This window comes from Flectobacillus sp. (assembly GCF_049240685.1).
Lineage (GTDB): Bacteria > Bacteroidota > Bacteroidia > Cytophagales > Spirosomataceae > Flectobacillus.
Genome location: NZ_JBMLSD010000504.1, coordinates 1 through 23,974 on the forward strand (window position 1 = coordinate 1; position 23,974 = coordinate 23,974).

Genomic DNA, 23,974 nt, shown 5'->3' on the forward strand with positions numbered 1-23,974 from the left:
CCCTCTCTACAAAAAATCCCTTTGTGCCTCTGTGCCTGTTCCCTCTACCCCTCCTTCCGTTGAATAGTTTTTATTGTTTTTCAGGCATATTTTTTCTTTTTTATAGAAAATGCATCGATTTTTGTAAAAATCTAAAATTCGCCAATAAGAAAATTCAACATGAGAAAATTCTCCTTATTATTCTTTATTCTTGCTATTGGAATTTACTGGAGCTGTAAACAAGAAGTAACCGTGGATTTACCTAAAGAAACCTCTTTTTATATCGTAGGCGACTGGGGAAGAATGGGACAATATGCTCAGACTTCGATAGCTAAACAAATGGATAAATCGGCTAAGCTGACACCCATTGACTTTATTTTCTCGACGGGTGATAACTTTTATGAAAATGGTGTAGCCGACATCAACGATGCACACTGGAAACAGTCTTATGAACAAGTATATAGTGGTTCTAGTATTTTGAAAAACTGGTATATTACCCTTGGTAATCATGATTATATGGGCAATCCTACGGCACAACTTGACTATGCTAAAATCAATAAGCGTTGGATTTTGCCTAGTAGATATTATACTTTTGTGCGAGAAATGGCCAACAACAATAATGTCAGATTTGTGGTTATTGATACCACTCCAATGATTACAGAACACCGTAACAATGCTTTTATGCATTCAGATATTTTGTCTCAGGATACTCAAAAACAGTTAAAATGGTTAGATAGTACTTTGAGTATGAGTAAAGAAAAAATCAAAATCGTAGTAGGACATCATCCTATGTATTCGGCAGGAACAGGCAGAGGTGACCAAGCCGAAATCATCAATATCATCAAACCACTATTGAACAAATACAAAGTACAGCTTTATATTTCGAGCCATAGCCATAATAGTCAATACCTAAAAGCTCCCGATTTGGACACTGAACTATTGGTGAGTGGCGGAGCTGCTTATGCCAATGATATTGTTCGTAAAGAGCACCCTTACTTACTTTTTGGTACCAACACCCCAGCTTTTACTTCTGTCAAAATTAAGGATAACTTAATTACTACAAGTTTTGTGGATAGTACAGGAAAAGTACTATTTTCAAAAGATAAAATAATTCTACCATAAAATGTAGTATATTAGCATATTGGAATCTATAACTAATACACGATACAACTTTTAGGTGTAACACAAAAAACCATTGATTAACAGCAATGCCTACAATTTCTCATTCTGAATACCTAAATGCACTCAGGATTATTAAAGAGTACGAGGAGCAAAAACAAAACGCAGGAAGCTTTTTAGAAACGCTAAACGCAAGTAAAAACTTAAAGCGTTTCCTTCAAGATCACAATGTAGGAAGTTTTGAAGAGTTGGTTGAACTTTTTCAAAATGGTACTATGAATTCTTGGTCAGGATTTGGTAAAAAACTTTTACTAGAAATTGACGACCTAATCCAAAAAAGCGCGGCATTACAATAGTTCATTAGTAAACGGTTATTTGTTAATGGTGTATCTGTTTTCAGAAACAGTTATAAATAATGTGATTTACTGATAAAATGAACTACAAAAAAAGCTGAGAAGACGAATCTTCTCAGCTTTTTTTGTATCGAGCTTTTAGGCTATAAGCAGTAGGCATTAAGCAAAATGTTTCTAAAATAACAGAAGATACACCTTTGCCGAAGGCTGAGAGCCGAAACCTTATTGCCAAAAGCCTACAGCTACTTTACTTTCTAATTACTGCTCCGATTTCCTTCTCGAATCCAGCCATTAAGCGCTCCATGGTTTTGTCAATTACCTTATCTGTCAACGTTTGTTCGTTGTCTTGTAAGATAAAGCTTACCGAGTAAGACTTTTTGCCTTCTCCCAAGTTTTCGCCTTGATATACGTCGAATACGTTGATTTGGCGCAACAAGTTTTTCTCGTATTGTTTCGCTAATTTCTGGATTTGGTCAAAAGTAACTTCTTTATCCAATACCAATGAAAGGTCACGACGCACTTCAGGGAATTTAGACAATTCGGTAAATACTACGTTTTCTTTGTATTGTTTGAACAAGTAATCCCAATCCAAATCAGCATAGAATACCGCTTGTTTTACGTCTGCAGCCTTCGCCAATTTTGCTTTTACTAAGCCCAGACTAACACATTCTTTCTTGTTGATTACGTACGTCAAACCATATTCAAAAGTAGCAGAACCTTCGATTGGTCTTGTTTGGAAATCTTTGAAACCTAAGCTTTTCAACAACTTAGTAACTACATTCGCCAACGTGTGGAATGAAATCTTTTCAGATTTTGCCTGCCAAGTTTCTGCCGAAATATTACCTGTTAAGTAAATCGCCAAGTGGCGTTTTTCAACATATTTCTCGTTGACTTTGTGATAAGTTTTTCCGAAATCAAACAATTTCAAATCCTTCTGGCGACGGTTGATATTGTAAGCCAATACTTCCAAACCAGAGAAAACCATTGATTGACGCATCACTGCCAAATCTTCTGATAACTTGTTTAGAATTTCTACATTTTCACCTTGTAAATCGCTCTGAATCAAAGCAGCATAAGAAGGCTTTGTCAAAGAGTTGGTAATGATTTCAGAAAATCCGCTTCCAGCCAAACTTGTTGCAATTTTCCATTGCAATTTATCACGGTCTTTCGCAGGAAAATCAGAAAGATAGTCGGTTCCTAGATTTTCTGAAAGTTCAATATTGTTGAAACCGTACACACGTAAGATTTCTTCAATGATATCAGCCTCACGCGTAACATCTACCCGATACGGAGGAACAATCGCAGTGAAACCAGCTTCGGTTTCTTCCGTAATTTGAATATCCAACGATACCAAAATAGACTTGATAAGCTCTTTTTCTAGTTGCTTACCAATCAATCTATCAATATTTCTGTATGTTACAGGTACTACAAAATCTTGAATTGGATTTGGATAGAAATCCGAAACTTCGGAAGCAATGACACCGCCTGCTAATTCTTGAATCAACAAGGCAGCGTATTTCAAAGCATATAATTTAGCATTTGGATCTGTACCACGTTCAAAACGGAAAGAAGCATCCGTTTTCAAACCATGACGTTGTGCTGTTTTACGAACAGAAGCAGGATCAAAATACGCTACCTCCAAATATACACGAGTTGTTTCGTCTTTGATACCCGAAGTAGCTCCTCCGAATACGCCCGCAATACCCATTGGCTCTTCTGCGTTACATACCATCAAATCTGTTTCGCCTAAAGTACGTTCAACTTCATCAAGTGTGGTAAACTTAGTACCTGCTGGTAGAGTTTTCACCACTACTTTTTGACCTTTGATAGCACTCCAATCATAAGCGTGCATTGGTTGACCCAAGCCATGACAAATGAAATTGGTAATATCAACGATATTATTGATAGGACGCAAACCAATGGTAATCAGGGCATTTTGTAACCATTCTGGTGAAGGTTTTACGGTAACGCCATCGATAGTTACCCCACAGAAACGTGGACAAGCCTGCGCATCTTCTACGATAAGCTCGATTGGGAAATTGTTATTATCTACTTTAAAAGCCTCAATAGATGGCAAAGTGATTTCACGACCAGTAGCGGCTTTGATATCACGAGCTACGCCCCAGTGAGATGCAGCATCGGCACGGTTTGGTGTCAAACCGATTTCAATCATATAATCTGCTTCAAGGTTGAAGTATTTGGTGGCAGGCGTACCATTTGGCAAATCTGTATCCAATACCAAAATACCATCATGCGAAGAACCAATACCGATTTCGTCTTCAGCACAAATCATCCCTTCAGATAAATGTCCGTAAGTTTTCTTGCTCGAAATAGCAAACACTGGCTTACCTTCTTTGTCGTAAAGAGTTGTTCCAACGGTTGCTACAATCACTTTTTGACCAGCATCAACATTGGCTGCACCACAAACAATTTGTGAGGGAGTTTCTTGACCAATATCTACTGTAGTAAGGCTCAACTGTTTTTCTTTCACCATAAATCGTTCGCAAGTAAGCACTTCGCCAACAACAAAGCCTTGTAACCCACCTGGGATAGAATCGTGACGCTCGATACCCTCTACCTCCAAACCAGTACCTGTCAACATTTGGTCTAGCTCTTCGGGAGATTCATTAATTTCGATGAACTGTTTAAGCCAATTAAGTGAAATTTTCATTGTGTATAAAATTAGATAATACCTTGCTAGTGCAATCTTGTTTACTCAAGTATTAGGAAAGTGTTTTGATACCTGAGCAATGATATTATGAGTTGTTGTTTTTCCGTATTTGTATTTGAGAGCGCAAAGTTACAAGTTTTACGCTTTTTGTACTTGCTTGACCAAAACAAAAACTCCGTAAGTTCTTGAAAAACTTACGGAGTTGGTCATTAAGGGATTATTAAAGGGTTTTTACAACTTCAAAACCATTTGTGCTCGGTCTGCTTTTGAGATTTTTTTATAAAAATCTATCAATTCTGCAAAGTCGTTGGCCTTATATTTTCCATTATTGCGTGTAAACTTGCGAGTCAATAATAATTTGTTGCCCTGTAATTGGTACTTTACTTGGAAGGTTCCAAATTTTGATGTGAAGCTTACATCGGTTGGCAATGCCTCCACTGCTTGGTAAGTAGGGAGCTGAATTTCAATCTCGTCGTTATAAGAGATATTATTAAATAACTCGACATCCATGGTACGAGGCTCGGAGCCTGTTGAGGGCACACCATCTTCTTTGAAGAAAATATCAGGAGTCACAAATAGCCTCGACCCACTTGGAGAGGTTAGTTTTTTTAAATCGGCATCAAAAGCAACTTGAACACTCGGGATTTTATCTCTATTTTCTTGCAAAGCAATTTTGCTTAATTGAGCATTGCCCAAATAGAAGTTTTTTAGTAAAGATATGGTGGTTTTTTCTTGATTATTTTCATGAATCAGCCCTATCATATCATCATAAAAAATCCCTTTGAAATAGGCGTCAATCTTTGCCTTTGCCGAACCATCAGCTCCCAATTCCATTTTAACTTTTCGACTCACTTGGTTGTCTTTGGCAGATAACGCCGGAGTTTTGACCAATACGCCTCCACTAGGCGTTGCCAAAAGCGTATGTCGATTAGCCGTAAAATTGGATAAGTATCCAAAAGGATTTGTCTGAGAGGTACACTCAAGCCAAATGGTATCCTTGGGCATTGGCACACACAAAATCACATGGTTAAACTGTTGTGCTGGAAAGTCCGTAAGAATATCGGCGGTCGCTTCCCCTGCTTTTATCGAAGCATAATGAGACTCAATACCAATAGTTTTCAACATAGCTTTTGTAAAAAAACTTAGTGCCTTACAATCTCCATATCCTTTTTCGGCTACTAAAGAAGCCTCAAAAGGTTGCAAGCCTCCAATCCCCAACTGAATACTAATATATCGGGTATGTTGTTGAAGGTATTCATATACCTTTTTGACTTTTGCTTCTTGTGTAGTTTCTCCTTTGACAAGTGTCTGGATTTCATTTACTACTCTAGGAGGTAGCGTTTCTCTTCCTTTGTTAAGCAAATTATCAAACTCACCAACTTTTTGCCAAGTAGAAAAATCACCTTTATAACCATCCATTTCAAAAGTAGCAGGAGCCGTCCATACACCCGGGCCACGCTCAGACCAAGCAGGAGCATAAGGCTCATGAGCCTTAATCGGGAGATTGCTTACCTTCCATTTATACACCGTATTAGCGCCATTCTGAGCTTTTTCGACCGCCGCCACGCCATTGAGTTCTTTATATCGTAACTGCATATTGGCGGGCATTTCTATTTGTAAGCTACTGGCTTGTACCGCCACATCGTCGGAATTATCGCCAGGAAACCATGATTCATAGTAAGCCATTCTCTTATCTGACACTTCGTAGGAATACTCTACCGTAAATGGAAAATTCGCATAGTTGAATTGTACCGATTTATAGCGATAATCGTCAAATAGATTGGTTTCGGAAACATTGCCAATATCGTTTATTTCCTCTTTTTTGAGCTTACGAAGCTTATTGCCTGCGGCATCGTAAAGTACTCCTTCGAGGTCGGTAACTTTCGAAAGTTTATTATAGTCAATATAAAGATGCCCGTATTTAAGTCCCTCTTCGTCGAGAATGGTGATAACTGTATGTTTTTTTCTGGTCAGGAAACCTTCATTTTTTACAATCAATAAATTGTCATCTGTACGAATTACAGCGTGCGCTTTTTCCTTTAATTTTTCGGGAATACCTTGTACATTCCAAACCACTGTTTGAGCAGCAATAGGATAAACCAAGCATAGTAGTAAAAAGACTTTTAGGAATCGTGTAGTAAACATCATAGTATTATTTTTTTTGAAGAACAATCATTTCATTGTGTTTGGCCACAATATGGTCATAAACCGTACGGATGGCTTGATATTCGTCCACACCATAAATCGATTTTTTAAGTTGTATTTGGCTCGTTACGATTATGACTTTACCGCCTTGATATTGAGCAACCGAAAAGTTAAATCTACCACCATCTTCTGGAAGTGTCACTCGAATCGCTTTGGGAAGTTCGACCACTGCATAATTATCTGGAATGGTATATTTGCAAGTAATAGTCTCTTCGGTAGGATAGGTAAAATCTATAGGAAAAGCCCTGTCGGCACTAACAAAAGGATGCTCGGTGGTGCCATCATAAGGAATGGTTTTAAGGTAAATTTTACCATTCACAACACTATATCCCTCTGGATTTTTACCAGTTACGGCAATAACGGGCTGAACATCCGTATCTGTACTTGAAAAACCCTCAAATTCTACCAAAGCTTTGTCGATAGTAGAAAGTTTTTTACGAAACTTTTCTGCAAACTTGTCCTTGCCTAAAGTATTGTATTCGGTGCGGTAGTCGATGGCTTGATACCCTACGCCAGCATAAGTAATTTGGCTCTCAAGTTCGGATTCTTTTTCCCCGAACGTAAATTCCATATTAATCATTTCTCCGCTTTTTTCAGGTGTACGAATAGGTAGCCATTGAGATTTATTATTGATTAACAAACGACCTTCGCCCACCATACAAAAACTTGGTAATAATCCCCAACGAAGATTTTTGTCTGTTACATCCAATAAGACATCTTTTCCTTTGATTTTGACATGAGCCAAGGTGTAGTTAAAGCGAGTAATCATCGGATATTCCTTCCAAATACGACCATGCTCACGGGTACTAATTACTACAGGATTGGCCTCTATTCCGACCTGACGAAGTAGCGAAATAAGCAATAAATTCAGCTCAGTACCCGAGCCTGTTTTACGGTTATAAATATCCTTTAATGGATTTTGAGTGAACAAATATTTATTACCATCCCATGTAAAGTTGCTCTGCACATATTTATAAACTTCTTTTGCCAATTCAAGCGTGTCTGTTTTTTGGGTTTTGAGACTTTGCGCTGTGGCATCAAAAGCCGAGATTTTGCCTATCCTTCCTCCCAAATCTTCATCAATCAACAATTGCTTATCAAAAGCAGGCCAATCCATCGAAAGGTTTTTGGGCTTACTCATGCCATCCACAATGTATTCAGCCAGTTCAAAGTGGATTTTTCGAGTATAATCATCCAAATTGGCAACATACTTTTCCCGATTTAGGGAAGGAATATTCAACATCAGCCATTGGCAAGTGCGATATTCGTCGGCGGTTGCACATTTATCAAAAGATAGTTTCCCTTCGCAAGCCTGCATCAGAATACGATAGGCCAAATTGGTTGGAGAACTAAAAGTATACTCGCTACGCTCACAAGGGATATTGTACTGAAAATACCAATCCTTAGGTTTGAAAGGATACGGCGACCGAACCACATAAGAATATTCAATAATAGAACCTTCTTTTACTTTGGGCAAAGTAAAGCTTACTTTATCATACGATTTATCGTATTTTCCTTTAAATACATCTTTGGGGTTGAGTTCTTCGATGGTTATTCCATCATTGATAAAGTTGTAAGTTCGTCCTTTGACATTTTCGACGGTCTCTATATTTTGTTGGGTATCATCTTTGTAAAGGAAAAGTGTTTTTGTGGCACGTTCGAAAGCACTTTTTTTCAATACTTTAATTCTAGTAAAGTATTGATAGGCAATCTCATAGCTACCTTCCGAGTTTTTATACACCCATCCATTCCCATAATTCATCATGATATAAGCCTCGGCAGAAGAATCCTTGGCGTAATCCTTCTTCAATAAATCCTCTACTTTTACATCGGGGAATTTAGGTAGTTCTTGTTGGGCATTGGCTATCAAAGCCATTGAAAGCATTAGTAGTAAAAAGGTTATTTTTTTCATTGTTTTAAGGTTTATTTGAATTCTTTCTGGAGAACGATTTGTTCATGATGCTTCCCCAATACTAAATCAAAGATTTGGCGGACACTCTGATAGGCCTCTACTTCGTAAATAGCCTTTTTAAACTGTAATTGGCTCGATACAATTATTGTTTTGCCTTCATTTTGTGCTTGTACTGTAAATACAAAACGACCTCCATCGTTGGGTAGCGAAGCCCGTACGGATTTTGGCAATTCAATAATTTTGTAATTATCTGGTATGTTTATTCTACAAGTGATGATTTTTTCCTGAGGATAAATAAAATCTACAGGAAAATTTCTAGTAGGATTAGGCAGTGGATGCTCCTTGACACCTTCAACAGGCAAGGCATTGAGATAAAGATATTTATCTGATTCATGATAGGCCTCCGAAATTATTCCCTTCAATTTGACTGATGCTTGGGTCTCAGTATTGGTCGAATCCAACCCACTCCATGAAATGACAGGTTTTTGTATGGCATCGATTCTTTTTTTGAGTGCTTCAATGTATTTTTCTTTTCCCAAAAGCAGATATTCTATTTTATAAATTACAGATTGGTAATCGTTGCCCGAATAGTCGATTTCTGATTCTAGTTCACCTGTATTTTGCGTAAAATTTGCTTGGATATTTACTAAAGTTACAGCCTTTGCGGGGCTCGTGATAGGAATCCATTTACAGTCGTTTTGCTTGATTAGGCGGCCTTCGCCAACCATACAGTATTGTGGTAACATCTCCCATTTCAAAAATCGATTTGAAGCATCTAAAAATATCGATTTCCCTTGAATTTGTGTATATGCCAAGGTATAATCAAATCGTTTGAAGGCAGGAAATTCTTTCCAAGGACGACCATTGCCACGCCTATTGATGATAAGCGGATGTGCTTCGATACCTACTTGCCTCAATAAGGCAATGAGTAGTAAATTCAATTCAGTACCTGTACCAGCTTTTTGGTCAAACACCTTTGTGATTGTGTTATCGGGTATTAGCTCATAACCTGACAAATGCCTAAAGTTATCTCGTAAATAATGATAAATGTCCTTTGCCAAGGTCAACGTATCCTGCTTTTTAGCAAGGAGCCGATTGAGAATGGGCTGAGCAGCCTCTACCGTAGTAATACTTTTCCCAAAAAGCTTTGACTCTAATAAATAGTTGTCAAAACTTGGCCAATCAAAGGCTAATTTCTTTGACTCTGACATCCCTGGCATAATATATTCAATCAGCTCAAAATGGAGTTTGCGGACATAATCGTCTACAGAAGCAACCAGCGCTTCTTTTTTTAGGGCTGGTATATCGCGCATAATCCAATGACAAGACACCATTCTTTTGCTTACGATACAGGTATCTACGTCTAATTTTCCTTCGGTAGCTTGTTCGATAGCTCTGTAAGAAAAGTTTTTTGGATATTCAAAAAAATACTCACTAACCTCCGTAGGAAGCTCCCGTTGAAATAACCAATCTTCTGGATTAAAAGGAATAGGCGAATGGACGACATAGGAGTACTCGATAATCGAACCTACATGTACTTGAGGAAGAACAAAACTTAGCTTTTCTGTTTCTGAATCAATTTTACTCTTAAAAATATCTTTGCTGGTTAACTCTGTCTCTTCGATTTGCCCCCCGACCAAGTTATAAGTTTTACCTTTGATATCTTTGATTCTATCTATTAGTTGACGGTTTTCTTTGGCAAAAAATCGCTCGTAGGTAGCTAATTGGAAAGCGCTAGGTTTTAAAATTTTGATTCGTACAAAAACTTGATAGGCAATCTCATAATGGTTGAGTTCATCGTACACCCAAGTATGTCCGAAGTTATGCATATAGTAAGCCTCTGCAGTCGAGTCTTTATCATACTTGTTACTTTGTAAGTCTGCAACAGTAACAGGACGAAACGAAGGAAGATGCGTAAAGGACTGGGCATTTATTGTATTTATTTGGAAGAGGAATATAATCAGTAAAAGCAATTTTTTCATAACTACATAGAAGCCCCTAGCTTCTGCACAGGGCAGAAGCTAGGGGATAAAGTTTCATTATTTCTTTTTTAGCACTACCTGTTGGAGGTTGCGTTGTTCTATCAAGTCAAATACTTGTCTCAAATCATGATATTCTTCTGCATAGAAATAAGGTTTCTTGACAAATAACTTATTCATAAAAGCTATCTGGTTACCATTGGCAAATATTTGATACGTATAGTTTACCATTTTATCTGGCGTAACAGCTTTTACAGACTTTGGTAATTCTTCTACAACAAAACCCTCTGGAAGATTAATCATAATCGTAGAAAGGTCGTCTTGTAAATAGCCGAAATTGACAGGATATTTACGATCCTTGTTGTGGAAAGGATTCTCAGTATCGATTAAGCCAAAACTTGGTTTTATATACATACGATCGCCGAGGATATTTACGGCTTCTAATACTTCGGCATCTACCGAAATCGCAAAGGACTCTTCAAACTTACTCTGCCCTGTTACTTTAAACGATTTTAGTTGAAGATTTGGATATTCCTTTTTCAGGTATTCTCTCAGAGCTTTATCGCCCTCCTTCTGATAGACTTTGCGCATAGCCATGGCGGCGTATCCTTGAAAAAGCAAGTCTCCCTTTATTTCGGCATCGCCATTATTTTTGATGTTTACCTGTACGCTCTGTGCCGATGTATATTTTTCCTTTGGAGTCACTTCAATCCATTCTCCAGTACCTTCTGCTACAATCCTTCCTTTCTGATTGAGGCATCTGAAAGGTAGACTTCCTGCTTTGCACATTGGCTCGGTAGCATCTAATAGCAACCACTGATGATTAGGCATCAAAACACCCGCCACCACATAGTTAAAGCGCTTTTCTAGTACCTGCGACTCGTTTACCATACCATGATTGCGCGTACTCAAAATCATAGGCTGGGCTTCATATTTCAGCTCTTTTAATATAGCAACCAGTAAAAGATTCAAGTCTGCCGAGTTACCAAGTTTACTTTCCAATACTTTTTTATGCGTATTGGAGCCATACATACTAGCTTCACCGTTCCAAAGCACTGCTTTTTGAACATAGTCGAGCACTTTATTCAAATGCGCCAAAGTATCAGCATCTGTTTTTTTAAGAAAAGGCACGATATCCTTAACTGCCCCATCGGGCTTGGCAAGTTTACCAAAAGAGTCATATCCTAATAAGGCTGCATCTAAATTTTCCCATGATAAAGAAAAGTTTTTACTCATTCCATTTGGTGGCACGTATGCGGCAATTTCAAATTGTATTTTGGCGACAAAATCCTCCAAAGTCGAAGTATAAGGTTCTTCTTTAATAGCAGGAATATCCTTTACAGCTAAATGGTATTCGGTACTTGGATAACTTGAGCCCTCGAGCATGATACTTGATTGCTCTTGTTTAGAAATAGCGAAAGGCTCATAACCTTGTGTATGCAATCTAAACACATAGAAATTGGGGGCGTTTACCAAGTATTCGCTCCAAAGGGTGGGTATGGAGTGCTGAAAACGCCATGTCGGAATTTCGGTATCATAATTGGACTGTATCTGATACGTAAATTCAACCACGCTACCTTCCTGTACATTGGGTAGGGTAAACTTATGAGAAGTAAAATTTTTGTCAGATTTATTTTCAAAAATGGCTGATTTTTCCAATTTGTCAACCTGTACTTTACCCCCAACCAAGCGGTATGTTGCCCCTTTGATACCAGCAATGGATTCTTGATTCCCTCGTGTAATGGTTTCGAAGGTAGCCCAGTCATAACCAGATTTTTTTAAAATCTTTATACGACGATGATGTGTAAACATGGTCTTTAGACCCGAAGAATAGTAGGCATAAGTCAAGGTTGCATAGTCACAAAGAATCACTGCAGAGGCAGATGAGTCGATAGGATAAACTTTGGCTTCGAGGTCTGATGTGGGAATATCACCAAATTTGATTGGTGATTTCTGAGCCAAAAGGCCATTAAAACTGAAGATTAATGCAATTAGCAATACCTTAAACTTAAGTGCAGAAAAATAATTCATTTTGTATGAAAAGTTAGTTTATTTACTCAATTTTATAGAAAATATAGATTTATACCAACGAAATACCAATAATTTTTTATCATTTTTGAGTAAGAGGCTCTTCGAGTAATCATCAGATAGATTATTATCCAGATGCCGAGCGCTCAAATAGGATTAAATAGCCGCAAAAAATAAAGAGTAGCTGAGTTTTATAAACCATAAATAAATACCAATTATATGCGTACCGTTCTTGTTCCTCCTACAAAAACCTTCAAAGATGCTGCCCTTGCCGCAACGATTTCGATTATTACATTTATCATTGTTTATTTCCTACTATTGATTCTTGCACTTGGACTTACGGCCGTACTTGGGAGTATTGGCATCAGTGTAATGACTTTTCGTTTTAGCATCTGGGGGCTACTGCTGGGGGTAGGATTGATTTCTATAGGAATTCTTGTGTTGATATTTTTAATAAAATTTGTTTTTAGTAGAAATACAACAAACCTAAATGGATTTACTGAAATTACCAGAAATGAGCAGCCGCAGTTATTTGCTTTACTCGATGAAATTGTTGAGCAAGTAGGTACTACTTTTCCCAAGAAGGTTTATCTCACGGCGGATGTTAATGCTTCTGTATTTTATGATTCTAGTTTTTTGAGCATGTTTTTACCTATCAAAAAAAACCTACGACTAGGACTAGGACTCATGAATAGTCTTACACAAGATGAGTTAAAGGCTGTACTTGCCCATGAGTTTGGGCACTTTTCTCAAAAATCAATGAAGATAGGTAGCTATGTTTATTATTCGAATCAAGTAATTTATAATCTATTATTTCAAAACGACTCCTTTGGGAGCTTGATTGATAAATGGGGTAATCTTCACGATATAATTACCTTGGGCGTGCGTGTGGCGGTTTATATCATTATTGGTATCCAAAAAATCCTACAATTCTTTTACAAACTTATTAATATCAATTATCTCAAGCTATCGCGTGAAATGGAATTTCATGCCGATGCTATTGCTGCTCATGTGGCTGGCTCAGAGGCATTGTCTACAGCCTTATTACGTATCGATTTGGCTAGTTCTGCCTACTATACTGTGTTGAATTTTTATGAAAAAAACCTCTCAAATGCCCAAATTACCCAAAATATTTATCCACAACAAACATGGGTAATGCATGCTATTGCACAAGTAAATGAGGTACCAATCAAGCAAGATTTACCGCAGGTGACGCCCGAAAAGTTTGATAAAATAAACAAGTCTAAGCTTATTGTGGAGGACCAATGGGCTACACACCCAAGCATGACCGAAAGGGTACAACATTTGCAACAACTTAATATTCAAAAAACACAATCCAACAAAAAATCAGCGCTGAGCTTATTACACAATCCACAACAAATTTTGCAACAGCAAACCGAAAAGCTTTTTGCAATGGTGCAATACGAAAAACCCACGGAGTTGATAAGTTATCAACAATTTGTGGATAAAATGGAGGAAGAAAAAGTCCAGCATAGCTATGCGCCAGCCTACAAGGGATATTTTGATTGGCGTCATCCTGCTCTTTTGGATGAATCCCTGAAAAATACTGAGATACCTATCGACAGTCTATTTACTCAATCGATTTATGAAAAATTAGAGGATACTTCCATTCTAAACAATGATATTGGTAAGCTTCAGCAGCTTTTAACTCTTCCTGAGATTCCTGATGTTATCGAATATGATAACCGAAGAATTGCCCAAGAGGATATTTCAAATTTGTTGAATCAACTGAATAGTTCATTAGAAATACAAACTTTAGATTTATTAGAACACGAGCAAAGAGTTACGGCATTTTGCTTCCAACAAGCTGACTATCAGAACCAAGGACAAGAGTATTTAGATAGCCTCTCGATGTTGAAAGAGACACAACACCTGCATGAGCAAAATTATGAGCTAGTGCAAAAACTCTATGGAGCATTACAATTTGTTCAAGTAAACACACCATTTGAAGAAATAACACAACACTTTGAAGACTTTGTGCCATTGGAAAATGCGCTTAGGTCGGCGCTAAAAAATCTATTAGAAGTTGAGCGTTGGGAGGTTTATTGGAATCAAGAAGACCGCAATGCTTGCCAAGCATTTTTGGAAGGAACCTTCAACTATTTTATCGATTCCGCTTACGATTCAAAAGCTTTGGATATCCTCTTCTCAGCTATTCAAATCTTCGATAAAATGGAATGGAAGGTATTTTTTGAAGAGAAACGAAGCTTTTTACAGTCACAATTGGTCTACCTGAAAGTAGTATTGAACTAAATTGTTTCATCTGTAAGAATATTAAACGACACGATAAATTCAGAACCTTGGTTTTCGATACTGTTTACAGTAATCGTTGCATCGTTTAAGTCAGCAAACTGTTTGACGAGGTTTAGGCCTATTCCTAGTCCTTTTTCATACTTGGTACCATAGGTGGATATTCCTTTGCCTGTCATTGTGAATAGTTGAGAAAGCTTTTCGGCAGACATACCTATGCCATTGTCTTTCACCGTAACTAATAAGTGGCTTGGGCTTTGTTGATAAGATATCTCCACCTCCCCTTGAGGCTTAGTAAACTTGATAGCATTGGCAACCAAGTTCTGAAAAAGAATATGAACCTGATCAGGATCGGCATACACAAAAATAGGTTCTGTACAGTCGTGAATAAGCGAAATTTGCTTATTTTCGGCTGTATTACTAAAAACCTCCACAATTTGTTCCATTTTTTGACTCAAACAAAACTTCTGTTTTTGGGTATTTAGTCCTTCTTTTTGGCTATTGGCCCAAGTAAGCAAATGGTCTATCATTTCGGATGTAGCGCTTACTTGTTCATAGATTTTATCTAAAATTATTTCTTTTTCGGCTTCGCCCAAATATCCTGTTTTAAACATTTTAAAACTAGCTATTATCGTAGCAAAGGGAGAACGTAAATCATGACCAATAATCGAAAATAGTTTATTTTTGGTTCTATTTGACTCCAAGAGTTCCGCATTTTGTTTTTCGATTAAACGATTTTGAGCCAAAATCTGCTCGGATTTTTCTTGAATATCGTTGTATAATCGCTGTTTTTTACGGGTATTCCAGATATTCAACCCCAATATAATAAATAGAGATGCCGATACCGAGGCTATCAGCAACATTAGCATTTGGCTATTAGCAGCCTTTTGCTGTGCTACTTGATTTTTGCGCATTAAAGCATCATTTTCAGCCTCCTTTCGTTTGAGGGATAAACTGGTAAGCTCAATCTCTGTTTTTTCGTTAGAAAGACTATCACTATACTGCTTTTCGAGTGTTTGGAACTTATATGCTAGTGCATCTTTTCCTGCTGCATGATAGGCTTCATGCAGTACTTTAAGTGCCATGTGGATATCCCAAAGCGTATTTGTTTTTTGTGCAAGTTCTAAGCCCTTGTGTGCATACAAAATGGCATCGTTGTACTTCTTTTTTGAATAGGAACATTTGGCCAAGCCCGTGTAAGCAAAGCTATTCTCCCAATCATTTTGATATTTTGGATTTTTAATAACGGATGTATAATAAAAAACAGCCTCCTCCGAACGTCCTTCTGAACAATAATACTCGCCTAGGCGATTGTTATTCATCGCAATTAGGTGATCATCATTATTTTTAACTGCAAGCTTTTTGGATAACTGAATATAATAAAAAGTGCTATCTGACTGCTTGAGTTCTTTACTAGCCAGCGCTAGATTGAAGTAGTTGCCTGCCAATCGTTGCGAGTTATTGAGTTTTTTATTTAGACTAATAGCTGAGTATAACTCTTTTTTGGCAGGAATAAATTTCTTTTGAGCAAGATAAATAAGTGCCAAAAGATTGGTCATACCAGCTTTACCATCCAAATCATGAATGTAGTCGCTGATGGCGGAAGATTTTAGTAGATATCTTAACGAAAGTTCATAATCGCATTTGACATAATAATACCTAGCAAGATTGGCAAGAGCTGTCGTTTGTCCTTTGTCATATCTGATTTTTTCAGCAAGAATAAAGGCATAGTTCGATAGTTTTATGGTATTGGCTGATGCTCTTTGCATGTACTCATAGCCTATCGAATTCAATAATTTGACATCATTTGAATCAGGAGCTTGAGCTATACTAACAGAGTCCCTCTTCCACACCAAAAGTAAGCTATCTAGCTTTTTTTGTTGTGAAAAAATGAGGTAAGGATTTAAAAAGACAGTCAACAGTATTAATCGTAAAAACATCAGCTAATACTTAGAGTAAAATAAGCTCGGAATCGAAAGTAAGTTACAGAGTTTTTCCGAAAACACAAGGACTTTCTTCATCTATCTTGGTACAAAAAACCGACATCAAAATACACAAATGCAAGATATTCTATTTAATCAAGGCAAATTTGATTCAAAGATATATATCTTTCCAATTACACCATTTAATAAGATTTATTTTTTTACAAAAAAAGGATTTGAAAAATCAACTTCAAACCCTTTTCTATAATTCATTATTGACCTAAATGATCTATTTTTTGTCGCCTCGGAATAGTGAGTATGTTTTTTTGGCGACCATCAATATAGTGTACTTTCCCATTGATAAAAAGCCCCTGCTCTTCCAACATCACACGTACCTCTTTATTGCCCCACTCAGGAATTTTCACCTTGGCATTTAGTTCGATAGCGTAGGCCGTATTTTCATTAATTGAGTACTCGCCCGAACCGGGCACACCCCCTTGCATATCCCACATACCGATGGCAGGACCAGCCGCATGTCCGTGATACCCCACTGGATGCGAGTAAATCTGAGCAACAACTCCATCTTGTTCGGCTTTGCGAAGCGATAGCGCCAAAATCTGATTGCCCGTCATTCCTACCTTAAAAAAACCCGTCATGATATCCTGCAATCTATTACCCGCAGAAAAGGCTTTGTTCAAATAATCGGGTACTTGTTTTTCGTCGGGGCGCAAGACATACGCCATTTCTTGTACGTCGGTATTGAGACGTAAATATGTAATCCCAAAATCGCAATGTAATAAATCACCTGGCATAATCACTTCTACGTCGGGGCGACGGTCATAAGGCCAATTGACTTTATCAGGGTCGGGGCGTTGGATGTCTACCGTTGGGTGAAACCAAGTATCGAGTTTTAGTTCTGCTACACGCTCACGCAAATACCACACCACATCGTCGGTAGTAGTTACTCCAGGAATAACAACTTTTTCAGAAAATGCCTCCGCAATGATTTGATGAGTAATTCGGTCTAGCATTTCATAAAGGGCAATTTCGCGCGGCGTACGAGTTTCGAGCCAGCCCACGCAAAGGCGCTCGGCAGAAGTAACTTTACTTTTGTACTCGGCGGGCATATTGCTCATCAAAGATTCATGCTCCGAATGACTCAAACCATCGGCATGAGCGTATTGCTCAGATACATCCAAGGCAATTTTTTTAGGTTTTCTTTCTTCAATAATTTGAATCAGACGTTTCCACTGATTAGGTTCTTTCTCAGGTTGCCAAGCCGATTTGAAAATAGTACCGACATTGTAACGAGCCACAGCCAAAGCCTCAAGTCCTTGCGACTCACCTTTGTCGTAGATAACCAAAATAGTACGGCGACGAGCATTGAGCCAAGTGGACGGTAACATAGTTTTGATAACAGGGTCTTCGTTGTATTCTCGGGCAATAATAACCCACATATCAATACCATTTTTGCGCATCAGGTTAGGCAAAACGCTTTTGAAACGCTCCTCAAGCAATTCATCTTGCAAGGTAGCACGTTCTTTCAGTGGTAAAATTTTAGGGATTTCTTGTGAAAAAGCAGGAGCAATACCGAGCAGGACTGCCAGCATTAGGAAAAGTTTTCTCATGTTAGTTTGGAAGTAAGTTGAGGTGAAAACACCACAATTTGTTGATAGTGTGAATTTTCCTTAAATCTAAACCAGAAACATGAGATTTGAAAATGGGTGAAGAGATGTAAGACGATTTAATTATTTGAAGACTAAAGGAGAAAACCGTTAAATCATACAAAAGTAAAATATACACACTTATGTTCAAGTTAAGAAGTTGTCTATCTTAGTAATTAATTCATCGAGCTTATCCATTTTACGCCTAACTTCAAGATAAAGGTTTGCATAATCTAGACACTCAACCGTTTTCTCTATTTTATCTTTAGATTTGTTATAAGTTTTACCAACTATTTTATAAACATCTCTTAAATCTTCGGCAGCGGCAGTGCTACGAACAGTAAGATTATCAATACGAGGATTAAAGCCTAGTTTTGTTATTTGAGTCTCATTAAGCACTAGATTGGTATCAATACAAGTATAATGATTACATTCAGCTAAAAACCAGTCTTCAATTTCACGAACAGCAATAATAATACTTGTTGTATCAGAAGGTAAGGCTTCTTCTACTATTCTCCCATTTATGGTTAAACCATTTTTCAATCTTTGTGTTAATTTTGGTAAACCAGAAATGGGAAGAGGGTATAAATCTCTAAAGCCTATTATCTCAGTGTAACCGTCTGCCGTTAACCCTGAATATTCTTCCAGAATTCTTGTTTTTACACTTTCATCTCCACCACAATCATATATCAAAACAGTATGCTGAACTTCTATCGTACCTTGAGCAAGACTCTTGGGAACTATATCTTCTGTGGGTCTACCTCTTCCTTTAAATTTTTTTAACAGGATATTAACATTTTTAACTCCTGCAATTTCTATCAAAAGTTTATTTAGGAAAAACTGCTCTGTTTGTCCTTCTACAAAAAAAGCAATTTTTTTCATTGTTCCGTTATATTTTCTTCACTCTCAAAACCTATTGTATAAAATTCTGTCCTTAAAAAATCAAAATTACTCAGTCCAGAATACTTAAAATCGTCAAAAATCTCTTTTGAATTTTGATAATTGTAAAACAAAGATTTTTTAGGTACACGATGAATAACAGACCAATATTCTAATGGGATATTGTTCATTACAAACCTATCATTGGTAGTCATAATTACCTGAACAGATGACCCTTTAACCTTTTCAATAATCAAGTCAATCAAACTTTTTGATCTTTCATAGTCTAAGCCCTCTCCAATATCATCAATTAAAATACAACTTGGAGTTTTACTTAACAAAGAGAAATTTAACTGAACAAGCAACGACAAAGCCCTAAACATACCTTGAGACATTTCCTTTTGGTCAGTTATGTCTTCTATATCAGATTCTTTTACTCCAATACCAAAAGCAGGAAGGGGAAAGAATTTTAATATATCAACACTTATTGTACTGATATGGTAAGCGATTTTACTCATATCCTCAATAATTCTATTTGTAAATTCTTCTCCAAATTGATTTTCACCTTTTATGAAAATTTCGGTCACATCATCGCTATCTTTCAAGTCTACTTCTTTATCCTCTTTAATTGCATTTTTATCACGGAGTAATGAGTTTTTACCAAGCTGTCCGCCAAAACGATAGTGATTAAGTGATTTTCCCCAGTTTTGTAAAGGCTCAAAAAATGGTTGCTGTATATTATCTACTCGTGAAACAGCCAGTTTGTCCTCTTCCATTTGAAACTCTAAATCAGTATTAGCCTTTTCATAGAACATCGTACCTGTATGGCTATTTCTTTGTAACTTAACAACACCATTTATTTGAAGTACCTCTTGTTTTACTTTACCTTCCTCGAATTCTAAAACGTAGGAAACGTCCTTTCCGTTATCGTCAAACAATAAATCGTAACTAGAAGTATTATACATTAACTGAGATAACTTTACATCTCCTGACAATAAATCAGAAAGTTGCCTTATGACATTAATAGTTTTACTTTTACCTGTTGCATTTTTCCCTACAATGAGGTTGATTTTTTGAAAGGAAACTGGTTGCTCATCAGATTTCCCTTCCATTGACCACTCATATTTTTGTCCTTTAAAACGGCAAAACTTTATAGTTTTAAGAAACATATAATTTCATTTTATGTGATATACAAAATTAACAACTTCTTCCAGTATTCATCTTTTTTTCATTCCTGATTACATCACACACCCCTATCTCCAAAACTTAGGAAAAAATGCTGGGGTTTGGCTCATATAGTCGAGGTATTGGGGTTTGGTTTCTACGAGTCTTTCTTCGAGTAGGGCTACGCCTGAGACTTTCATCAACAGAAAGGTCATCAATAGAGGGCTTAAAACAGTCCAGCCAGCTCCTGCTGAGAGGGCAAAACAGAAATATCCCCACCATAATACCGCATCGCCAAAATAGTTGGGATGACGGGTGTATTGCCACAAACCGCTGTCAAATACTTTTCCTTTGTTGTGAGGGTTAGCTTTGAATTGCGCTAGTTGCCAGTCGCCAAGGGCCTCGAATACAAAACCTACCAACCAGATGATACCGCCTAAGGCATCGACCCACGTCCAACCTGTAAAGGCTGTATGTTGGGTAAAAAAGAGGGGTAAAGAAATCAACCAAAGCAATACGCCTTGTAATAGATATACCCTAAAATATGATCTCCACCAATACTTATCCCCATGAGCTTCGCGGAAGGCTTGGTAGCGATAGTCCTCTCCTTTTCCATGATTACGGACTGCTATATGTGCTGACAAGCGTATTCCCCAAATCGAGACCAAGACACATAATACCAAAGCGCGTGGGTTGGTATCAGGTAAAAGTCCGTACCACAGCCATGCCAACATCACAAAGCCCATTCCCCAAAAGGAATCAATAATACTGGAGTCTTTGATGCGTAAACTCCAAAGCCAAAGTAAGGTAAGGCAAAGCCAAAGAAGCCCTGCACCCCAAGCCAAGGGAGTAAAAAAGTAAGATAACACGACCATTCCGCCCAACAAAGAAATAGCCATCACAAGCAATAAGATATTTTTCATAATTGTTTAGCAATAAGCTTTATGCCCTAAGCCGTAGACTAGTACTGTAATGGCATACGGCTTAGGGCACAAAGCGAGGTTATCCACAATCTACATCAACAATAATACTACAGCCTTTATATTCTTTTCCAACTGAGATGGTTTCGATTTGTTCGGAAATATAATTTTTAACGGCTTTGAGTGGCAGGTTCTTTTCAAGTTTAATCATAATGTCATAAATAAACTGATTACGAACTCGTTCTACAAGCGGTCTTTCTGGGCCTAAAACTCGTGCTGCACTAAGTTTTTCGATAAGCTTTATGCTTAAATCCTTGGCTGCTTTGTCGGCAGTGGCATCGTCGGTATGTTTCACAATAATCTTAATCAATCTGGTAAAAGGCGGATAACGGAAAGCTTCACGCTCTGCAATCTCTTGCGCATACATGCCTTCATAATCCCCATCGATGATTTGTTGTAAAATTGGCTGTTTTGTATTGTTGGTTTGTATCAAAACATTGCCACGAATCGACCTGCGTCCTGCACGCCCTGCTACTTGGGTTAGCATCTGAAAAGCTTTTTCTGTAGCCCTAAAGTCTGGGAAATTAATCATTTTATCAGCATCGAAGATGCAGACTAAACTCACTTTTTCAAAATCCAATCCTTTCGATACCATCTGCGTACCCACCAAAATATCTACTGCTCCTTTTTCTACTTCATTAATCAAAGTTTGAAAGGCCGTTTTGGTACGTGTCGTATCTAAGTCCATACGCGCGATTTTGGCTTCGGGGAAAAGTAGTTGTAATTCTTCTTCGATTTTTTCGGTTCCATAACCACGAGTCCGTAATTTGACCGAGCCACAAGCTTGACAAGTGCGGTGCATCGACTCATGATAACCACAATAATGACAGCGTAATTCTTGTTCACGATAATGATAGGTCAAGCTCACATCGCAGTTGGGACAAGACACAATCGTATCGCAGTCATCACACTGAATATAGGGCGAATATCCACGACGGTTTTGAAACAAAATGGTTTGTTCTTTTTGCTCAAAATTTAGTCGAATAGCATCGAGCATCATCGTCGAAAAATCGCCTTTGGCTTGCTTATTCTTGCGAGCAGATTTCACATCAATCAAACGAATATCTGGCAATTGGGCATCGCCAAAACGTTGTTTCATCGTTACCAAACCATAGCGACCTGTCAAGGCATTGTAATAAGTTTCGATGGCAGGCGTAGCCGAGCCTAGCAACACTTTGGCTTTTTGCTTGTGGGCTATAACCACCGCCACATCACGAGCATGATAACGTGGGGCGGGGTCAAATTGCTTGTAAGAAGTTTCGTGTTCTTCATCTACAATGATGAGACCTAAGTTGTCGAAGGGCAAAAACACCGCAGAGCGTACGCCAATCACAAACTGGAATTTACCAGAAATAACTCCTTTCCAGACTTCTACGCGCTCGTTATCCGAAAACTTAGAGTGATATATCCCCATTTTATCTCCAAATACTTTGCGCAAACGCACCACAATTTGGGTCGTAAGTGCAATTTCAGGCAACAGATACAGTACCTGCGAACCACCAGCCAGTACTTGCTCGATTAGGTTGATATACACCTCAGTTTTACCACTACCCGTAATTCCATGCAGCAAAACGGTATCTTTTTCTTCGAAAGACTGCATAATTTCGGTCAATGCTCGTTTTTGTGCTTCAGACAATTCAGGCGTTGGAGCTTCCACAAAATCTACATCCTCCTCAAATCGGCTTACAATCACGTCGAATTGTTCGAGAATACCATTTTTCAATAAGGTATTCAAAGAACTATCGGAAATCTCGGCTTTGGTTAGGGTACTTTTCTCCAAACCCTTCGCATTGAGTGCGGGCGTGCGCAATACAGGCACATATCGCAAGTATTGTAAAATTACTTCTAACTGTTTGGGCGCTTTTTCAAGTTCACCCAGCAAAGCTGTCAAATACCCAGCCTCCTCATAAAAGTGATTAAGACGCACTTTTCGGATAATTTTAGGCGTATATTTTTCCTTAACTTCTTCAAAAACAATAATCGCTTGTTTTTGCACCAATGCCTTAATGAGATGGTATACATTTTTGACATCTGCAAAACGTGCTAATTCATCGTAAGTAAGCGATTGATGTTTTTTGAGTTCTTCTATAATTACTACCTCTCGCTCAGTGAGGAGTTCTGGACGGTCAAATTCTGGATTGAATTGTACTTTCGACAAGCTGGAGATTTTGAGTCCAGATGGCAATGCCACATTGAGCACTTCGCCCACATGACACATATAATAATCTGCAATCCACTGAAATAGCTCAATTTGTTGTGGTGTAACCAGTGGAGCATCGTCCAATAGTTCGAGAATGTATTTAGCTTGATATTTTTGGGGTGGCTGATGATGTAAACGAGCAATAACCGCAGTTACTACTTTAGATTTTCCAAATTGAACAATAGCCCTCGCTCCCACCCGAATATGCTGAGCAAAATCGCGAGGGACACGGTATGTAAACAAATTTGGCACCGCTACAGGCACGATTACATCGGCAAAGACGGTGTTTTCCTCTTGGAAATCTAGGGTGTTTTCTTGCAATAACATAATGCAATTTACAGGAAAAATCATTTTGGTCGGCTCGCCGACTTTCTTAAACTATGCTTTTGCTGTAGATTTGTTTCTTAGAGGGGAGAGGGGTTAGGCAAAAAGGGGAGAGTTGAGGGACAAAGGCAACGGGCGCAGAGGTGTAGAGACGCAATGCCTTGAGTCTCTACAAATAAAAAAAATTCACAATTCACTCATTCAAAATTCACCATTAATCAAAGGTTTGACAAACAAGGCATTACGTACCTACGGAAAAAAAATATTCGTAATTCACTCATTCAAAATTCACCATTAACTAACGATGCTCATATTTCTCTGTAC

14 protein-coding genes are annotated in these 23,974 nt (G+C 37.9%); 3 read left to right on the top strand and 11 right to left on the bottom strand.

What is annotated here, in order from left to right; all coding sequences use genetic code 11:
* Window positions 1–159 precede the first annotated feature (159 nt).
* Window positions 160–1,101 carry a metallophosphoesterase gene (locus tag ACOVQ4_RS23390; RefSeq protein WP_421823001.1) on the top strand — a complete coding sequence of 314 codons (942 nt, stop codon included), beginning with the start codon at window positions 160–162 and terminating at the stop codon, window positions 1,099–1,101.
* An 86-nt stretch (window positions 1,102–1,187) separates the two neighbouring features.
* Window positions 1,188–1,454: a hypothetical protein gene (locus ACOVQ4_RS23395; RefSeq protein ID WP_421823002.1), complete on the top strand. Its 267-nt coding sequence runs from the start codon at window positions 1,188–1,190 to the stop codon at window positions 1,452–1,454.
* Window positions 1,455–1,698: 244 nt separating this feature from the next.
* Here the strand turns inward: ACOVQ4_RS23395 and pheT are convergent, their stop codons facing one another.
* The 5 genes from pheT to ACOVQ4_RS23420 form a co-directional block, all read right to left on the bottom strand.
* The gene (gene pheT, locus ACOVQ4_RS23400) at window positions 1,699–4,122 is read right to left on the bottom strand and encodes a phenylalanine--tRNA ligase subunit beta (RefSeq protein ID WP_421823003.1); all 2,424 of its coding nucleotides are present in this window, start codon (window positions 4,120–4,122) and stop codon (window positions 1,699–1,701) included.
* 231 nt (window positions 4,123–4,353) lie between these two features.
* Complete coding sequence (locus ACOVQ4_RS23405) at window positions 4,354–6,270, bottom strand: DUF3857 domain-containing transglutaminase family protein (protein WP_421823004.1); 1,917 nt, start codon at window positions 6,268–6,270, stop codon at window positions 4,354–4,356.
* 4 nt (window positions 6,271–6,274) lie between these two features.
* Window positions 6,275–8,239, bottom strand: a complete 1,965-nt coding sequence (locus ACOVQ4_RS23410; protein WP_421823005.1) for a transglutaminase domain-containing protein — start codon at window positions 8,237–8,239, stop codon at window positions 6,275–6,277.
* A gap of 11 nt (window positions 8,240–8,250) precedes the next feature.
* Entirely contained in the window at window positions 8,251–10,221 is a 1,971-nt protein-coding gene (locus ACOVQ4_RS23415; protein ID WP_421823006.1) for a DUF3857 domain-containing protein, read from the bottom strand.
* Between the two features lie 57 nt (window positions 10,222–10,278).
* On the bottom strand, window positions 10,279–12,249 hold the full coding sequence (locus ACOVQ4_RS23420) for a hypothetical protein (RefSeq protein ID WP_421823007.1): 1,971 nt from the start codon (window positions 12,247–12,249) through the stop codon (window positions 10,279–10,281).
* A 216-nt stretch (window positions 12,250–12,465) separates the two neighbouring features.
* Here ACOVQ4_RS23420 and ACOVQ4_RS23425 point away from each other — a divergent pair, with 216 nt between their 5' ends.
* On the top strand, window positions 12,466–14,520 hold the full coding sequence (locus tag ACOVQ4_RS23425; RefSeq protein WP_421823008.1) for a M48 family metalloprotease: 2,055 nt from the start codon (window positions 12,466–12,468) through the stop codon (window positions 14,518–14,520).
* Here ACOVQ4_RS23425 and ACOVQ4_RS23430 read toward each other — a convergent pair.
* From ACOVQ4_RS23430 to priA, 6 genes are all read right to left on the bottom strand, one after another.
* The gene (locus ACOVQ4_RS23430; RefSeq protein WP_421823009.1) at window positions 14,517–16,286 is read right to left on the bottom strand and encodes a tetratricopeptide repeat-containing sensor histidine kinase; all 1,770 of its coding nucleotides are present in this window, start codon (window positions 16,284–16,286) and stop codon (window positions 14,517–14,519) included. The genes ACOVQ4_RS23425 and ACOVQ4_RS23430 overlap by 4 nt on opposite strands.
* Before the next feature lie 425 nt (window positions 16,287–16,711).
* The gene (locus ACOVQ4_RS23435) at window positions 16,712–18,067 is read right to left on the bottom strand and encodes a M24 family metallopeptidase (protein ID WP_421823010.1); all 1,356 of its coding nucleotides are present in this window, start codon (window positions 18,065–18,067) and stop codon (window positions 16,712–16,714) included.
* 183 nt (window positions 18,068–18,250) lie between these two features.
* Window positions 18,251–18,985 (bottom strand): hypothetical protein, encoded by a 735-nt coding sequence (locus tag ACOVQ4_RS23440; protein ID WP_421823011.1) that lies wholly within the window; start codon window positions 18,983–18,985, stop codon window positions 18,251–18,253.
* Window positions 18,982–20,151, bottom strand: coding sequence for an AAA family ATPase (locus ACOVQ4_RS23445; RefSeq protein ID WP_421823012.1), 1,170 nt, complete (start codon window positions 20,149–20,151; stop codon window positions 18,982–18,984). The genes ACOVQ4_RS23440 and ACOVQ4_RS23445 overlap by 4 nt, the downstream gene beginning before the upstream one ends.
* A gap of 84 nt (window positions 20,152–20,235) precedes the next feature.
* The gene (locus tag ACOVQ4_RS23450; RefSeq protein WP_421823013.1) at window positions 20,236–21,069 is read right to left on the bottom strand and encodes a DUF1295 domain-containing protein; all 834 of its coding nucleotides are present in this window, start codon (window positions 21,067–21,069) and stop codon (window positions 20,236–20,238) included.
* 79 nt (window positions 21,070–21,148) lie between these two features.
* Window positions 21,149–23,653 carry a replication restart helicase PriA gene (gene priA, locus ACOVQ4_RS23455; protein ID WP_421823014.1) on the bottom strand — a complete coding sequence of 835 codons (2,505 nt, stop codon included), beginning with the start codon at window positions 23,651–23,653 and terminating at the stop codon, window positions 21,149–21,151.
* Window positions 23,654–23,974 lie beyond the last annotated feature (321 nt).

Coding starts and splice junctions, on each gene's coding strand:
- ACOVQ4_RS23390 (WP_421823001.1), top strand. CDS start 160: ATGAGAAAATTCTCCTTATTATTCTTTATTCTTGCTATTGGAATTTAC.
- ACOVQ4_RS23395 (WP_421823002.1), top strand. CDS start 1,188: ATGCCTACAATTTCTCATTCTGAATACCTAAATGCACTCAGGATTATT.
- pheT (WP_421823003.1), bottom strand. CDS start 4,122: ATGAAAATTTCACTTAATTGGCTTAAACAGTTCATCGAAATTAATGAA.
- ACOVQ4_RS23405 (WP_421823004.1), bottom strand. CDS start 6,270: ATGATGTTTACTACACGATTCCTAAAAGTCTTTTTACTACTATGCTTG.
- ACOVQ4_RS23410 (WP_421823005.1), bottom strand. CDS start 8,239: ATGAAAAAAATAACCTTTTTACTACTAATGCTTTCAATGGCTTTGATA.
- ACOVQ4_RS23415 (WP_421823006.1), bottom strand. CDS start 10,221: ATGAAAAAATTGCTTTTACTGATTATATTCCTCTTCCAAATAAATACA.
- ACOVQ4_RS23420 (WP_421823007.1), bottom strand. CDS start 12,249: ATGAATTATTTTTCTGCACTTAAGTTTAAGGTATTGCTAATTGCATTA.
- ACOVQ4_RS23425 (WP_421823008.1), top strand. CDS start 12,466: ATGCGTACCGTTCTTGTTCCTCCTACAAAAACCTTCAAAGATGCTGCC.
- ACOVQ4_RS23430 (WP_421823009.1), bottom strand. CDS start 16,286: ATGCAAAGAGCATCAGCCAATACCATAAAACTATCGAACTATGCCTTT.
- ACOVQ4_RS23435 (WP_421823010.1), bottom strand. CDS start 18,067: ATGAGAAAACTTTTCCTAATGCTGGCAGTCCTGCTCGGTATTGCTCCT.
- ACOVQ4_RS23440 (WP_421823011.1), bottom strand. CDS start 18,985: ATGAAAAAAATTGCTTTTTTTGTAGAAGGACAAACAGAGCAGTTTTTC.
- ACOVQ4_RS23445 (WP_421823012.1), bottom strand. CDS start 20,151: ATGTTTCTTAAAACTATAAAGTTTTGCCGTTTTAAAGGACAAAAATAT.
- ACOVQ4_RS23450 (WP_421823013.1), bottom strand. CDS start 21,069: ATGAAAAATATCTTATTGCTTGTGATGGCTATTTCTTTGTTGGGCGGA.
- priA (WP_421823014.1), bottom strand. CDS start 23,653: ATGTTATTGCAAGAAAACACCCTAGATTTCCAAGAGGAAAACACCGTC.